Annotated in this window: 16 protein-coding genes; 11 read left to right on the forward strand and 5 right to left on the reverse strand. The window is 44.6% G+C overall.

The genetic code is table 11. The annotated features are described in order from the left end of the window. Positions 1-11: 11 nt before the first annotated feature. From NST94_RS10430 to NST94_RS10460, 7 genes are all read left to right on the forward strand, one after another. Entirely contained in the window at positions 12-1001 is a 990-nt protein-coding gene (locus NST94_RS10430; RefSeq protein ID WP_051491618.1) for an iron ABC transporter permease, read from the forward strand. A 1-nt stretch (position 1002) separates the two neighbouring features. Further along, a complete protein-coding gene (locus NST94_RS10435) occupies positions 1003-1782 on the forward strand; it encodes an ABC transporter ATP-binding protein (RefSeq protein WP_076301194.1) in 780 nt (259 codons plus the stop codon). 44 nt (positions 1783-1826) lie between these two features. Further along, on the forward strand, positions 1827-2354 hold the full coding sequence (locus tag NST94_RS10440) for a pyridoxamine 5'-phosphate oxidase family protein (protein WP_076301193.1): 528 nt from the start codon (positions 1827-1829) through the stop codon (positions 2352-2354). A 3-nt stretch (positions 2355-2357) separates the two neighbouring features. Further along, positions 2358-2783, forward strand: a complete 426-nt coding sequence (locus NST94_RS10445) for a DinB family protein (protein ID WP_076301192.1) — start codon at positions 2358-2360, stop codon at positions 2781-2783. A gap of 186 nt (positions 2784-2969) precedes the next feature. Further along, positions 2970-3377, forward strand: a complete 408-nt coding sequence (locus tag NST94_RS10450; RefSeq protein ID WP_076195026.1) for a MerR family transcriptional regulator — start codon at positions 2970-2972, stop codon at positions 3375-3377. 68 nt (positions 3378-3445) lie between these two features. After that, a complete protein-coding gene (locus tag NST94_RS10455) occupies positions 3446-4375 on the forward strand; it encodes an alpha/beta hydrolase (protein ID WP_081383122.1) in 930 nt (309 codons plus the stop codon). A gap of 453 nt (positions 4376-4828) precedes the next feature. Then, on the forward strand, positions 4829-5419 hold the full coding sequence (locus tag NST94_RS10460; protein ID WP_076186459.1) for a TetR family transcriptional regulator: 591 nt from the start codon (positions 4829-4831) through the stop codon (positions 5417-5419). A gap of 231 nt (positions 5420-5650) precedes the next feature. On the opposite strand, the gene NST94_RS10465 is transcribed toward NST94_RS10460, so the two are convergent. Continuing rightward, positions 5651-5872: a hypothetical protein gene (locus NST94_RS10465; protein ID WP_280752727.1), complete on the reverse strand. Its 222-nt coding sequence runs from the start codon at positions 5870-5872 to the stop codon at positions 5651-5653. A 590-nt stretch (positions 5873-6462) separates the two neighbouring features. Here NST94_RS10465 and NST94_RS10470 point away from each other — a divergent pair. The 3 genes from NST94_RS10470 to NST94_RS10480 all read left to right on the forward strand — a co-directional run bounded on the left by NST94_RS10470 (position 6463) and on the right by NST94_RS10480 (position 9341). Then, the gene (locus NST94_RS10470; RefSeq protein WP_076301191.1) at positions 6463-7206 is read left to right on the forward strand and encodes an SDR family oxidoreductase; all 744 of its coding nucleotides are present in this window, start codon (positions 6463-6465) and stop codon (positions 7204-7206) included. An 83-nt stretch (positions 7207-7289) separates the two neighbouring features. Then, positions 7290-8375, forward strand: coding sequence for a glycerol dehydrogenase (locus tag NST94_RS10475; protein WP_076301190.1), 1086 nt, complete (start codon positions 7290-7292; stop codon positions 8373-8375). A 105-nt stretch (positions 8376-8480) separates the two neighbouring features. Further along, a complete protein-coding gene (locus NST94_RS10480; RefSeq protein WP_081383120.1) occupies positions 8481-9341 on the forward strand; it encodes a divergent polysaccharide deacetylase family protein in 861 nt (286 codons plus the stop codon). Here the strand turns inward: NST94_RS10480 and NST94_RS10485 are convergent. After that, positions 9328-10080 carry an N-acetylmuramoyl-L-alanine amidase gene (locus NST94_RS10485; protein ID WP_248549233.1) on the reverse strand — a complete coding sequence of 251 codons (753 nt, stop codon included), beginning with the start codon at positions 10078-10080 and terminating at the stop codon, positions 9328-9330. The genes NST94_RS10480 and NST94_RS10485 overlap by 14 nt on opposite strands. Before the next feature lie 183 nt (positions 10081-10263). Between NST94_RS10485 and NST94_RS10490 the strand changes: the two genes are divergently transcribed. Further along, positions 10264-10452, forward strand: a complete 189-nt coding sequence (locus NST94_RS10490) for a YqzE family protein (RefSeq protein WP_036689445.1) — start codon at positions 10264-10266, stop codon at positions 10450-10452. Positions 10453-10520: 68 nt separating this feature from the next. On the opposite strand, the gene NST94_RS10495 is transcribed toward NST94_RS10490, so the two are convergent. The 3 genes from NST94_RS10495 to NST94_RS10505 all read right to left on the reverse strand — a co-directional run bounded on the left by NST94_RS10495 (position 10521) and on the right by NST94_RS10505 (position 14506). Next, positions 10521-11543 carry a hypothetical protein gene (locus tag NST94_RS10495; protein ID WP_076301189.1) on the reverse strand — a complete coding sequence of 341 codons (1023 nt, stop codon included), beginning with the start codon at positions 11541-11543 and terminating at the stop codon, positions 10521-10523. A 156-nt stretch (positions 11544-11699) separates the two neighbouring features. After that, positions 11700-12764 (reverse strand): YqhG family protein, encoded by a 1065-nt coding sequence (locus NST94_RS10500; protein WP_076301188.1) that lies wholly within the window; start codon positions 12762-12764, stop codon positions 11700-11702. Continuing rightward, positions 12761-14506 (reverse strand): SNF2-related protein, encoded by a 1746-nt coding sequence (locus tag NST94_RS10505; RefSeq protein WP_339281931.1) that lies wholly within the window; start codon positions 14504-14506, stop codon positions 12761-12763. The genes NST94_RS10500 and NST94_RS10505 overlap by 4 nt, the downstream gene beginning before the upstream one ends. Positions 14507-14885 lie beyond the last annotated feature (379 nt).

Below are 14885 nucleotides of genomic sequence, written 5' to 3' on the forward strand. Positions count from 1 at the left end.
GGAGACAGCAAGTGATAAATACATCTCGTAGCAGAATTATTGTTATTGTAACGTTAGCACTTGCGCTCGTTGCCGCTATAATTGCGATTGGACTAGGCTCAGTATACATTCCTATACCAGACATCCTAAGCACGATCTTTGGTTCAGCGGCAAAAGCGGTGAATGCGACCATCATATGGGATATTCGTTTGCCGCGTGTATTACTGGCGATGATCATTGGGGCAAATATCGCGGTTTCAGGTGCTCTTCTGCAAGCCGTGATGGGCAACCCACTTGCTGATCCAGGATTGACCGGTGTAACGAGTGGAGCGGCTGCATGTGTGCTTGTCATTATGCTTGCAGCCCCACAATATACGGAGTTCATTCCAATTGCGGCTTTTGTGGGTGGACTAATTGCTGCAGGGATTGTATATGCATTAGCGTGGAGAAGAACCGGTATTTCGCCCATCACTATTATTTTATCAGGAGTTGCTGTGAATGCTCTTTGCGGGGGATTAATAGGACTCCTGACCATCATGTACAGCGACAGACTTCCGGCAGCGGTCCAATGGTTAAACGGCAGTCTGGCTGCTAAAGGGAACAATGCCTTGATGATGGTTTTCCCGTATGCCATAGCAGGCTGGATCTTATCCTTTTTCGCGATCCGCAAGGCGAATATTATACGTTTAGGGGATCAGGTAGCTTCGAATTTAGGTGAAAATGTGGACCGAATTCGTATTCTACTTTCCTTGCTGGCAGTATTTCTAGCGGCTATCTCTGTAGCGGCTATTGGGATGATTGGCTTTGTAGGGCTTGTTGTGCCACATATGGCTCGATTGTTGGTGGGTTCAGACTATAAATTTCTTTTGCCGATGAGTATGGGACTTGGTGCATTGGTATTGTTGATAGCAGATACAGGTGGACGTACCCTATTTGCACCTTTAGATATTCCTGCGGGTATCCTTATGGCGGTGATCGGTGGACCTTATTTTCTATACCTGATGAGAAAGAAGGCGTTCTAACATGTTTACTGTCGATTCTATTTCGATTCGGTATGAGCAGAAAAACATTATTAACAACTTCTCTTTTTCCGTAAAAAAGGGTGAAATCGTCTCGATTATAGGACCAAACGGCTCAGGTAAATCTACATTGCTTAAGGCGGTATCACGGCTAATTCCATATCATACGGGTGCGGTCACACTCGATGGTACGGATCTAAAGTCTATGACTGCCAAACAAGTCGCTCGAAAAATGTGTATGCTGAGCCAGAAGAACCAAGCACCTAATGATATGACTGTGATCGATCTCGTCTCCTATGGAAGGTATCCACATAAAAAATGGTTCGAAAAATTAAATCATGAGGATATGGACATTGTCGACTGGGCACTGGAGAAGACACATTTAAAGGATTATAAGGATCGAGCCGTTTCCTCGTTATCCGGTGGTGAATCACAGCGTGCTTGGATTGCTATGGCCTTGGCGCAGCGTCCTTTGGTTATGTTGCTTGACGAACCGACCACTTACTTGGATATTTCGCATCAGCATGAAGTTCTTGAGTTAGTACGTGAGCTAAATCAAGACATGGGGATGACCGTCGTGATGGTGTTGCATGACCTCAATCAAGCCTCTACCTATAGTGATAGTATTGTTGTGGTGCAGGCGGGTGAAAAAGCGATGTATGGGACACCAAATGAAGTTATGACAACCGATATGATCCGGGATATATACCGAATGGATGCCGAAGTTCAATATGTTCCTACAGAGACGAAACCTCGTATTCATTTGCTAAGTACCGTTCGCTAGATTCGTGGCTAGATTACATAACCTATTAATGGAGGGATTTTATAATGAAGAAGCCTGTAGATGTTGAAAAAAATAAAGAAAACTATTTGCAATTTATTGCGAATCGTAAAAATCTGATTTTGAGCTTGATTGATGACGAAGGAAAACCTTTTATCAGCTATGCTCCTTTTGTTAAGCATGAAGGCAAGCTGTATATCTACATTAGTAAGATCGCCGAGCATTACAGATATATGGAAAATAACGATTTTGTAGATGCGCTTCTAATTGCAGATGAGTCTGCGACGAATAATAAATTTGCAACGGAACGTGTGCGGTGGAATTGCACATCAAGCAATATCGGGAATGACGGGCATGAGGAGATCTTTGAATTGTTTAATGCTGATCATGGGGCGGCAATGGTGAATTTGCTGCGTGGATTGGATTTTTCATTGTTTGAATTGACCCTTCTCCAAGGGCGTTATGTTGTTGGTTTTGGCTTGGCCTTTGACATCGACGTAGATGCGAACCTGTTCAACCATGTGGTGATCGACAAGAAAAAAGACGAAGAAGCCACTGTACAAGGGAGCAAATAATCTATGGCTTTCACTTCAGTGTTGCCAATCTGGCAAGCGGTGCAAACGCGATTTCATAAAATGGTGAAGACTTTGCCGGAAGAGGATCTTAACCTTAAGCTAGGGAACTCTACGATTGGGGGATTAATTCAGCATAATGCAGAAGTTGAGTTTATGTTCGCAGAGTGTTTTTTTGGAAGACCTAATCCTCAAGGCGACAAGGCGGCATATTCTACATTGAATGAACTCGTTGATCTGCTGACTGTTTCCAATGAGAATCTAACTGCTGCGATGCAGGAGCTTCCGGAAGAAGTGTGGCATGTGAGTGTGGAGTCGGCTTTTGGCACATCTACACCGCTTGAAGCGATAGGCAGACTTATGTATCATACAGGCATTCATGCCGGACAGATTTCGCTTATACAGAAAAATGCAGTTCGAAGTGAAGTATAGTGAATTGGGAAATGATTGATGAGAAAACGGCAGAAATGTCGTTTTTTTTGTGCGTAAATAAGGAGTTTTTAAAAAGGAGTTTGGGTAGTTGTTGACGTTCTTTTGATGTCCCTTTGATGTCCTTTTGATGTCCTCTGCAGTCTCTGGATTTGGTATAATGTAGGGGATTCTAAGGGGGCGCTGATTATGACAGAGTACTTGCGAGGCCAAATTGCCAAAATGGCGAATGTGAATATGGAGACGTTAAGATATTATGAAGAGCTCGGATTAATTAGCACTCCCTTACGTTCGGAAGCTGGTTATCGTCTTTATTCGGATGAGGTGCTTAGCCGACTTGTTTTTATACATAATGCTAAACTGTGTGGTTTCACTTTAAAGGAAATCAAGAAGGCACTCACTAAATCTGAAAGCAGCGGCATTAGCATAGCTGATTTTGTAACTGTTGTGGATAAGAAAATGGATCGAGTTCGAGGCGAAATTGCAAAACAGGAAATAAAACTAACAGCCCTCGCAGATTTGAGAAAAAATTTGTTAACCACAGATAAACATCCAGGCGTACAGTCCACGCTCGAAATCCTAAAAATGGATTCTTAACTTGACCTTGTAGTCTCCTACAGCCTTTACAATCTGAGTTGAAAAAAATTGTAGGAGGGATTTACGAGATGGAAAAGACAAGTACAGAGCAGCTTGCAGCGATCAAAGATTATTTGCGACAAAGCAACCGATGGGATAGCAAGTCTATCGGGCAAATACGGCAGGAGATGGATGCGACGGCTGCGAACATGCCCAGTCCTACGGATGTTATCGTCGAGCGGGTCATGATTGGACCCTTAAGCGGAGAGTGGATTATTCCTGTGAATTCTGCTCCACCCGCTGATGAAGTGATCCTTTATTTCCACGGTGGGGGTTTTATTTCGGGGACTTGTGAATTTTATCGGGATCTGGTTACACGAATTGCAAAATCTAGTGGCACGAAGATCCTAATCATTGAATATCGCTTGGCACCAGAGTTTACTTATCCGGCTGCTAATGAAGATTGTATAGACGCTTATCTGTGGCTGCTCGCGAATGGATATTCTGCCGGGAATGTCGTGCTTGGAGGGGATTCTGTTGGAGCCAGCCTTGCGCTGATGACGTTGATTACTATACGGGATGCGGGTGGGGAATTGCCGGCGGGTGCTTTTTTAATCTCGCCGCATACAGATCTCGTCCATTTGGATGGTGAATCGTATCTGAGCCGAGCGGAGTTTGATCCAACAGGCAGCATAGACGGAAATAAACGAATAATTGATGTTTATTTAGGTGCTCGGACAGAACTAGCTCCTATATTATCTCCCTTAAGGTTGGATTTGCAGGGATTACCTGATTTACTTGTTCAAGTAGGCGACCACGAGGTATTGTTAAGTGATGCAACGAGGTTGGCTGAACGAGCACAAGCTGCGGATGTTCATGTAGAACTGGAAATATGGGAGAACATGTGGAGTGTCTTTCACTTTTTAGCTTATATGCTGCCAGAGGCGCAGCAAGCGATTGCGAATGTCGGTAAGTTTGTTAGAACGAGACTAGATCGGATTGAGCAAAAAAGCAGCTGATATTCCCCGCCTTCTTGAGAGATCAAGGAGGTTTTTTGGTGAAATCGTAGGTTAGCAGAAGGTGGATTGCTAGATATTGGGCTGCTTCATCGTAACGGACCGTATTGCAGCTATTTGCTCAATTTAGCGTGTTTGGCTAACTTTTCGGACTGCATAGCTCTTATTAGCACATTAGAATGCCGAAAAGGTGGGGATTTGGGTGAATAGCCGCATTGGAGTCCGATAGCATGGCGAATTACGGTGATTTTTGAAAATAAGGGCTCCTCAGTCCGAATTCATGTAGTACGGGGCTACGGAGAATAAGATACTAAACTGGGACCTAAGTTTAATAATTGGGTGCGAGTATATACTGATAATGATTTAACGAATGACAAAGTGGTAATATTGTCAGTTCGTTTTTGAACATAATATGCTATGATAATTACCACCAGAGATAGAGCGAGGGGAATACATATGTCGAATGATCTTCCATTATCAAAAGAAAACATTTTGGACGCGGCTGAACAAGTGCTCCGGCGTTTTGGCCCGGACAAGACTTCTGTTGTAGATGTAGCGAAGGTGCTTAAAGTAAGTCATGGTACGTTGTATAGACATTTTTCCAGTAAATCTGCTTTGCGAGAAGCCGTAACCGAAAGATGGTTGCAGTATAATATTTCAGAGCCTTTAAAGAATATTTCAGAGCATTTTGATGGGAATGCCAAAGAGCAGCTCCGATTATGGATGGATACGCTGATTCGTAGTAAACGCACCTATGCTGTGGATGATGCCGAAATGTTTGCTATGTATGCAGCTGTAACTTTAGAAGCGGTGGATATGATTACCCTACACGTAGATCAATTAATTGGGCAAATCGCAGGCATTATTGAAAAAGGCATACAATCCAAAGAGTATAGAGTGGTTGAACCAGTGGTAACGGCTAGAGCAATTTTTAATGCTACTTCGCGGTATCACCATCCAGCACATGCTATAGAGTGGCAGTCGGCTACGATTGATCAGGATTTCGCCTCCGTTTGGGATTTGATTATTTCCGGGATTTCTTTGTAACATCTACTTAAAACCTTCTGATATTCAGGAGGTTTTTTTGTGTCTTAAAGAGGTATAAATCCCGTAGATATGATTGAATTGTGCGACTAGCGGCGAATGAACGGTATAAATCCCGTAGATTAGTCTGAATGGAGCGACTAGCGGCAGATGAACGGTATAAATCCCGTAGATATGATTGAATTGAGCGACTAGCGGCGAATGAACGGTATAAATCCCGTAGATTAGGCTGAATCAAGCAACTAGCGGCGAATGAACGGTATAAATCCCGTAGATTAGTCTGAATGGAGCGACTAGCGGCAGATGAACGGTATAAATCCCGTAGATTTGATTAATTAAGCGATTTGCTAGCAGATGAGCGGTATAAATCCCGTAGATTAGTCTGAATTGTGCGAGTTGCAGCAAATGAACGGTATAAATCCCGTAGATTAGGCTGAATCGAGCGACTAGCGGCAAATGAACGGTATAAATCCCGTTGATTGGTCAGAATTAAGCGACTAGCGGCGAATGAGCGGTATAAATCCCGTAGATTAGGCTGAATCGAGCAACTAGTGGCGAATGAGCGGTATAAATCCCGTAGATTAGTCTGAGTGGAGCGACTAGCGGCAGATGATCGGTATAAATCCCGTAGATTAGGCTGAATTGTGCGAGTTGCAGCAGATGAATGGTATAAATGCCGTAGATATGATTGAATTGAGCGACTAGCGGCGAATGAACGGTATAAATCCCGCAGATTAGTCTGAATTGAGCAACTAGGGGCAGATCAACGGTATAAATCCCGTAGATTAGTTTGAATTGAGCGACTAGCAGTAAATGAACGGTATAAATCCCGTTTGATTAGTCTGAATTGAGCAACTAGGGGCAGATGAACGGTATAAATCCCGTAGATCAGTCTGAATCGAGCGACTAGCGGCAGATAAACGGTATAAATCCCGTGTGCAAAAACGAATCCAAATGACAAATATTAAAAAATGTCACTTGTAATTTGTAATCGATCGATTTATAATCAGACCAACAAGAAGGACAAAGTGATAGGAGGAGTAATTATGAATCAGAATTTAGCTGGAAAAGTAGCATTAGTAACAGGTGCATCGAGAGGCATGGGCCGGGAGATTGCGGAGAACTTGGCACAACAGGGTGCGAAGGTGGTCGTTAACTATTCGAGTAACCCCGGCAAAGCCGAGGAAGTCGTAACCGGTATTAAACAAAAGGGTGGAGAGGCCGTCGCTATTCGGGCAGACATCAGCCAGGTGGCAGAACTTGAACAATTATTCCAAACCACACTAGAAGCCTATGGACAACTCGACATTCTCGTCAATAACGCCGGGATTATGATTACGAAGCCGATACTAAATATGACGGAAGAAGATTTCGACAAGCAGTTTGCGATAAATGTAAAAGGCACCTTTTTTGCTTGCCAGCAAGCAGCTAAATATATGAATGATAACGGACGGATTATCAATTTTTCAACTTCCGTTACGGGTCAAATGTTCCCGACCTACAGCGTCTATGCAGGAACTAAGGGAGCAGTGGAACAAATCACTCGTCAGCTGGCCAAAGAATTTGGACGAAAAGGAATCACTATCAATGCTGTTTCACCTGGACCTGTGAATACGGAGTTATTTACCGTAGGGAAATCGGCGGAAGAGATTGCGACCGTGGGGAATATGAATTCCTTTGGACGTTTAGGCGAGCCTGAGGATATCTCAAGCATTGTGTTGTTCTTAGCCAGCAAAGAATCACAGTGGGTTACAGGTCAGACGATCCGTGTGAATGGTGGATTTATTTAAGCTGGTGGTTAAAGGGATCTTTTTAATAGCTGAATGTGGTCAATCCTTCTAATATGAATGTAAATAAAAGGAGGAGTGAAACCATGACGCAGATCATCTGCTCACCGACTAAATATATACAAGGACATGGTGAAATTCGTAAGCTGGGAGATTATTGTTTGCAGCTAGGAGCGACAAGAGCTTATGCCATTATTGATCCTTATATTTTCTCTGTGTACAAAAAAGAGATCACATACAGTTTTGAAATGAACGAAATGCCACTAGTGATGTGTGAATTCAAGGGCGAGTGTAGCCGTAATCAGGTTAATGAGATAGTTGCAGCACTTGGCTTGAAGGATGCGGAAGTCATTATAGGGATTGGCGGCGGCAAGACCTTAGATACGGCAAAAGCAGTAAGCCACATGAGTAACCTCCCGGTAGTTATTGTACCCACAGTGGCTTCAACGGATGCACCTTGTAGTGCTTTATCAGTGTTGTATACGGATGAGGGAGACTTTGACTGTTATCTTCCACTAAAAAGAAATCCCGATCTGGTTATCGTAGACGTCGATATCATTGCTAAAGCTCCTGCAAGATTGCTTGTTGCTGGAATGGGTGATGCTTTGTCCACTTTTTACGAAGCAAAAGCTTGTCGAGAATCTGGGGCTATTACCCACGCAGGTGGGACTAGCACAATTGCAGCCCTTTCATTAGCTCGTGCCTGTCTGGATACCCTTCTTGCAGAGGGTGAAACGGCATTAAAAGATGTTAAGCAAGGCATCACCTCTCCTGCGGTGGAACATATCATTGAAGCCAATATTTACTTGAGTGGCATTGGGTTTGAAAGTGGAGGACTTGCTGCGGCGCATGCGATTCATAATGGATTGACGCTGCATGAGGAATGCAGGAATACTCTTCATGGTGAAAAGGTTGCTTTTGCTACGATCGTTCAGCTTGTACTGGAGAAAGCACCATATGAAGAGATTGATCAGGTGATTGGTTTCTGCAAAAAAATCGGTCTTCCCGTTACTCTCAACGATCTTGGAATTACCAGTAAGGATATTGATCCATTGATGATGGTGGCGGAAGCTAGCTGTACTGGGGATAGCCCCATCTGGAATATGCCTTTTGAAGTTCAAGCTGTGGATGTGCTGGAAGCAATTCTTGCCGCAGACACGCGGGGACAATAGAAAAAGCCCGATTGTAAATTATTGCGAACCCTCCCCGTACATATTTAACCTTCGTGAACCAAACAATGAGAACAATTGTTTAAGACGAAGGAGGCGTTCCTCTTGATGAAGGACAATCGAAAGTTTAATCGTTATTTACTAATTTGGATTGCTGTTGCTGCTCTAATGGCTACTTTAATCGCTCCCATGGCACCGTCTGTTTCAGCTGCCGAGTCCAGAGACAACCCTACAAACACACCAAGTGAAGAGAAGACATCTCAACGTAATAAGGTCGTAATTATTATTGACGATTTCGGCAATGGCATGAAGGGGACGGATGAAATGTTTTCGCTGCCAATAAAGCTTACTGTGGCGGTTATGCCCTTTTTGCCTACATCTGTGAAGGACGCCACACGCGCGCATGAACGCGGAGATGATGTTCTGGTCCATTTGCCAATGGAGCCCCGCCAGGGTAATCCTAAATGGCTTGGACCGGGAGCTATACTGGCTAAGATGTCTGATGAAGAAGTGCGTCAAAAGGTGGAAGCCGCGCTCGATAATGTGCCTTATGCTATCGGTATAAACAACCATATGGGCTCTAAGATTACCGGGGACGAACGGATTATGGGTGTGATTTTAGCCGTCTGCAAAGAGCGGGGATTGTTTTTTGTGGACAGTAAGACCAACTACCGTTCTGTTGCTGGCAATATGGCTTATCGAATGGGGCTGCCGCGCGTAGAGAACCATATCTTTTTGGATGATACACACACAGCTAATCATGTGCTGAAACAAATGGGTCTAGTAAATAATCTGGCGAAGGATCAACGATTCTGCGTAACCATTGGTCATGTTGGTGTATATGGAAAAGAAACCGCCGCAGGCATCCGCAGCGGTGTGGAGCAAATAAAAGATGATGTTGAATTTATAGGCATTTCTGATCTCGTTAAAAACGAAATGAAATGGAACTCGAATCCTACACTTCCATAAGATAAGCTACTATGCCGCCAGCAATTGCTTCAGCAATTTCTTGTTGCCCTTTAGGGGTGCACAGCTTTTCGCGATCTGTCGGACTGCTTACAAAACCCGCCTCAACAATTACGGTTGTGGCGGTTATTTTGTTGAGTAAATAAAAAGGTTTACCCGGTCTTGTCTCTGCCTGGATATTATAGAGACTGTTTAATTGTTGCTGAATGGTCTGGGCGAGGATAAAGCTGCGCCCTTCTTGGCGATATAATACAAGCGGACCATGCTTGGATGGTGAAGGTGCCCAGTTAACATGGATGCTGACGACTACAGTAGCTGGTAATGTCTCAGCCAGCTCTTTACGCTGGGCAAGGTCGCGCAGATGCCGGGATTTACTGCGCAGCCAGCGGTTCTCATCGCTTGGGGCATAATCTCCATTACGATTTAAGGCAACGTCAAATCCATCGCTGCGCAGCAGCAGAAATAATCGGCGTGAGATATCTAATGTAATATCCTTTTCAAGAATGTTCCCGTAGGAAGTTCCTCCGTCGATCCCCCCATGTCCTGCGTCAATTAAGATCATACGGTGACCGTGGCTTAAGAGATGCTGACGTTCATCATTCACTACGGGTTTGGATGGAGTTGCAGAAGCATATGCACTCCCCATAAACAGCATTAGAAGTCCAACTGTGGTTAAAGTAATACGCAAGCTACATATTGCAGCTGCTGTCTTGGAATAAGCTTTATTTCTCCCATTGTTCAAATGAACTCCTCCTTGCATGTGAATAACCTCGTGCCCTAGATTCTTTGTTAGATTGTGCTTTAATAGGTAAACCTATTCGAACAATTCGAGACAAGAGTTTAGATATATGCTCGGTGGTGCACACTAAGAGCATGGAACGACGCTGGCTATCTTAATTCACTTACAATGTAGGAGGTGTTACAAATGGCTTCCGGCGGCGATGAGCTTGTGAAGTATATCACTGAGAAGGTAGTTGTTTATATCGAGGATCCCCGTGCCATTCATGCTCGTAGAGCGGCTACAAAGCAGCCGTGGTCACAAAAATGGTTCGGTATGCTTCCGCTTGGTTGGTCGATCTGGCGAAGCAAATGGAGCCACAGTGACAAGGATTGAATTTCACAAATAACAAATAACCTTCCAGTGCCTAATCGAGCGTGGCAGCGGAAGGTTATTTGTTATGTTTAGTTATAGATATTTCTGTCGGGCAGCTTGTGCAGTGTTCCTATAGCCTGCAAGGCAGTGAGTGGCAAATACCGTCTTCCTTCTGGCCCTGATGCTGCGTAAACGGTAGGCATGTTGTTTATTGCTTTTGTTTTATTCGAAGCAGGCAACCAGTTTTGATAACCTGTAATCATGAAAGGTGCCCCTACGATATCATTTCGGCCAGCGGCTTGATAAGCAATACTTTCCTTGGGACGAATCAGTGCGGCGATATTGTCACCGCCTACAGCAAGCAGTTTTGGGGAGGTCAACCACATGATATCTTTATAAGGATCATCTGTTCCCCCGCTTTGATAGGCAGAAAGCGGAGACAAATCAGTAGTTAGGTTAGTGATTACATCCGTTTCTGTCTGCTGTCCTTTAAGCACTTCTTCCGCTTTACTTAGCGTCCACGGTAAAACTTGCGGCACGGAAGCATTGATAAATATGGTTTTATCGTCAATGACGATTTTCCATACGGGTAGAAGTGGTGCATATAAGGCTGTGAGTTTTATTTTTCCTGTATAAGATGAAGGTATAAGTCCTTCCTGCACCAAAAATTGGCGCAGTTCTAACAAACTATAGGGGATTCCGTAAGTGCCAGCTCCATATTCGCTAAGCATATAACCACCTTGATCCGTAGCGGAAATGATCATGTAGCCGATCCGCTGTTCACCTTTCATAACGTTGACAAGCCAGCTATGAGTACCTGGACCCAGAGGATAATATTCTATTCCTGCGTCCTTCCAGGCTGTAAATGGAGCTTCTGCTGCGAGCTTGTTCAGTGTACTCTTGGCAAATTCTTGGACCGTACCGGGTGAAGGTAAGACATCCATCTGCAGTACAGGTATCAAATCCTGTGTGACTGAATCAACTACACTTACTCTGGAAGCGGCAAGCGCAGAAGAGGAACCGGAGCTCGTTGCGATGAGTCCGATGCATAGAAACAGGAGGAAGCAGCTTTGACCTGCAAGAAGCAGCCTCCGCCGTACACTTATTTTCATGGCGTCGTTCACCTTTCTTTGTTATGAAATATCAGAAAGTATAAGCTTCCTTTTTATTGTAGAGGACAAGCTATAAAAAGGCTGTTGCTTGCTGTCGCGCCGGAAGGCGGAAGTTCTCTTGTTTTTTTGCCTGCTTTTAGCGAGTAGGGTCGCATTCTATAGGCTCCGCAGATGAAACAGTCCATAGGTCACCGCAGAAACTGCGATTTGCGGCTCATATTGCCAAATGGTCTCTTGTCGACGCCGATTATACTGCTCTTGAGTCGCTAGGCGTTTTTCTTCGTCAGGCTCCTTCAGCAGCTCTCCATAATAGACATCAATGATGTCCAGTTCAACCCTTAGCCGCTCACGTGCCTGTTCTGCCCAAGTGTAGTCCAGTTCGGCTAACTGAGTGGTAAGATGAGTTTCCAATAAGTCGGTAGCGGCTGCTACTGTCATTTCATAAGGCTGGATATGCACATTTTCCGGCAAGCGTGGCATCATCTCTTTTGTGGAAACTTTTGCATTAAAGTCATCAATGATGGTTCCCTTTGTTAGGGAGATGCCAAGATAATGGAGTTCTTCACGTTTCAAATCGCAGCTCATCTCCACTTTATAGCAAACACTAAGCCATGGCTCGTAAGCGGCAGAGAACAGCGTGTTTCGCTGCCTGCTGCCCGGGTCCTCAAATAAGTAAAGGCATTTCCCTTCGTCCCGAGCGGCGTTCCAAATCTGTTGCAATCGCTTGCTTCCGTAAATAATATCCTCTCTGCGGATCATTCCTGGCCCAATTCGTGGGAGTGCCGGCACAATGCCGAAGTAGCGGGCTAGGATACTTTCCTCCGGGTCAGTAGATGGAGCATTCACTGCTTCTGAGCCCGGGGAGGCGGATTCGAGTAAGTCAGCGCTAGCCTCTGCATCGTTTGTTCCGCCTGTGGCTAGGCTTCCGGTGACAACTTGATTCAAAATGCCAGCACTACGATTTGCAATGGGGGGAACCTCTGCTGCAGCTTGACTGTTGTATTTTTCCGGATCAAAAACAAAGGTGAAAGAAAGGGTCTCAGGATCTACACCTGTGCGCTCCACGAATCCCCAATAATACGGCCGGTCGGTAAGCATTTTGTCAGCTCTAGGTGATAATTTCACAGTTACGTGAAGGGGCGAAGCCTCAATGATGGAGCATTCAGTGGCTTCAAGATAGTCCATCACATGCTTGCGTACTTCCTGTGCGGTGAGGGTCATGTCGCAGTCCCACTTTCTTTTTTAATACCCTGTGTCAATTCACTGAGGGATTCACCAATATGGTCCAGCTCATGCCGCAATTCTTCGTCGGAGCGGGATTCGAGCATGATTTTGTATAAACTTTTCTCCAGTGATTCCTTCTTTTCAAAACGTTCCAGGATTACATCCAGCCCGCCAATCACCATTTCAAACATATTGATTTTTTCATGCAGCAGATGCAGGATATGTTCTTCAATCGTGCCTTGCGTAGACAAGTTGTAGATCACTACGTCATTTTCTTGCCCTAACCGGTGGACACGGCCGATACGTTGTTCCACGCGCATGGGATTCCAGGGCAGGTCAAAGTTGATCATATGGTGGCAAAATTGCAGGTTAATTCCTTCACCACCGGCTTCCGTTGCAATCATAACTTGAGCGCGGCCGCGGAAAAGATCCATCATCCAATCTTTTTTTCCACGGTTCATTCCGCCGGAATAAGAGACACACATCAGCCCATGTTCACGGAAATACTGTAGTAAATACTCTTGAGTTGCTCGATATTCCGTGAAAACGATGACCTTTTCATTCATTTCTTGAATGAGGGCTAAGGTTGTTTCAGCTTTAGTGTTTGTTTTAACGGTACGGAGGGTCTGTAGCAGCTCCATCATCCGGTCTCTTTTTGGGGAATCCGCAGGCAGCTTTTTGATCAAATTAACTAAAGTGATAAAGACGGCATCCCGGCTGCTGCACACCTCACGTTGAAGGGTTACCAGAGAAAGCATACTGCTAAGATTGCCGCCGGATTCCTGATACTGGTCTTTGACAAAGGAAGTAACACTGTTATACAAATCTTTCTCTTCTTGGGAGAGAACTAAGGGGATATTACGGACTTTTCGTTTCGTGAAATTAACTGGACCTTCACCACGGCGATTGCGGATCATGACCTTCGAAAGCTCGTCCCGCAGTTGACCTTCATTCTTGGGCTGGCGTTTATCAACCACGAAATTCGAGGCAAAATCGCCCTGATTTCCAAGTTGCCCCGGCTTCAGTATAGTGATCAGATTAAAGAGTTCGCCCAGATCATTCTGAACGGGAGTCGCGGTGAGCAGCAGGCAATATTTTTTGCGTAATTGCTGTACAAATAGATAATTGGTCGATTTTTTATTCTTCAGCTTGTGAGCTTCATCAATGATCAACATATCGTATTCATTTTCCAGCAAGATTTCCTTATGAGGATCTCGTTTGGCGGTATCCATCGATGCGACGACTATGGCGTTGCCCCAAGAATAGGCTTTTTTCTGAGCGACAGCAGTGATGCCAAATTTCGCATTCAGCTCACGAACCCATTGCAATACTAGAGAAGCAGGTACGAGAATAAGCACTTTGGAGACAAGACCGCGTACCAGATATTCTTTGAGCACCAGTCCTGCTTCGATGGTCTTGCCCAGTCCAACCTCATCTGCAAGAATCGCGCGGCCTGACATTTCGAACAGAACCTTATGCGCTGTATCCAGCTGATGGGGAAGTGGGGACAAGCCGGATAAATGCTTCATACATTGCAGCTCATCGAAGCTCGTTACTAGACCTGTTTCCTCTCCTTGTACGGCAAGCTTAGATAAACGGTAGTCTCCCCATGGGCCGCCCTTTTCCAATTTGAGCTCCAGATCTTGCAACCAATTCCGGTCAAAAGAAATAGGAACAGGCAGTATTGGCGCGGGTGTTCCCCCTTGCTGGGGTAGAGAATTACGGAATAATTGCGTCATAATGCAGCCTCCTCAAGCTCGGATTTATATCACCATTCGTAAGAGTAGTATGCTCGTAAACGAGAGAATTCATAACCTCTTATTTTTCACGATAGCCTTTAAAAAAGAGAGCAAGAGCGAGAAAAAGCAGCAACGTTTGCGATAATCCGGCAACTTGACTCTATTTTCGAATAAGACCTTCGATACAATATGTGGTATAGTTTAAAAGCTGACGCACACAATATATTGTGACAAAAGCTTGAAAATGTATTTTTTATAGAGTGCTTAGCTGGTATTTGTTATTGACAAGATGAGCTTCCTACATACACCTGTTAAGCAGTGGAGGATGGTAAGGGGGTTTTTGTTGTGGGCCCATACCTTGGACCGGAAACTAATATCT

Source organism: Paenibacillus sp. FSL H8-0282 (assembly GCF_037963825.1).
In the GTDB taxonomy this organism is placed as follows: Bacteria; Bacillota; Bacilli; order Paenibacillales; family Paenibacillaceae; genus Paenibacillus_AQ; species Paenibacillus_AQ odorifer.

What these genes read in the sequence shown, in the direction of transcription:
- NST94_RS10435 (WP_076301194.1), top strand. Translation starts at nt 1,003, where the DNA reads ATGTTTACTGTCGATTCTATTTCGATTCGGTATGAGCAGAAAAACATT.
- NST94_RS10440 (WP_076301193.1), top strand. Translation starts at nt 1,827, where the DNA reads ATGAAGAAGCCTGTAGATGTTGAAAAAAATAAAGAAAACTATTTGCAA.
- NST94_RS10445 (WP_076301192.1), top strand. Translation starts at nt 2,358, where the DNA reads ATGGCTTTCACTTCAGTGTTGCCAATCTGGCAAGCGGTGCAAACGCGA.
- NST94_RS10450 (WP_076195026.1), top strand. Translation starts at nt 2,970, where the DNA reads ATGACAGAGTACTTGCGAGGCCAAATTGCCAAAATGGCGAATGTGAAT.
- NST94_RS10455 (WP_081383122.1), top strand. Translation starts at nt 3,446, where the DNA reads ATGGAAAAGACAAGTACAGAGCAGCTTGCAGCGATCAAAGATTATTTG.
- NST94_RS10460 (WP_076186459.1), top strand. Translation starts at nt 4,829, where the DNA reads ATGTCGAATGATCTTCCATTATCAAAAGAAAACATTTTGGACGCGGCT.
- NST94_RS10470 (WP_076301191.1), top strand. Translation starts at nt 6,463, where the DNA reads ATGAATCAGAATTTAGCTGGAAAAGTAGCATTAGTAACAGGTGCATCG.
- NST94_RS10475 (WP_076301190.1), top strand. Translation starts at nt 7,290, where the DNA reads ATGACGCAGATCATCTGCTCACCGACTAAATATATACAAGGACATGGT.
- NST94_RS10480 (WP_081383120.1), top strand. Translation starts at nt 8,481, where the DNA reads ATGAAGGACAATCGAAAGTTTAATCGTTATTTACTAATTTGGATTGCT.
- NST94_RS10490 (WP_036689445.1), top strand. Translation starts at nt 10,264, where the DNA reads ATGGCTTCCGGCGGCGATGAGCTTGTGAAGTATATCACTGAGAAGGTA.
- NST94_RS10495 (WP_076301189.1), bottom strand. Translation starts at nt 11,543, where the DNA reads ATGAAAATAAGTGTACGGCGGAGGCTGCTTCTTGCAGGTCAAAGCTGC.
- NST94_RS10500 (WP_076301188.1), bottom strand. Translation starts at nt 12,764, where the DNA reads ATGACCCTCACCGCACAGGAAGTACGCAAGCATGTGATGGACTATCTT.
- NST94_RS10505 (WP_339281931.1), bottom strand. Translation starts at nt 14,506, where the DNA reads ATGACGCAATTATTCCGTAATTCTCTACCCCAGCAAGGGGGAACACCC.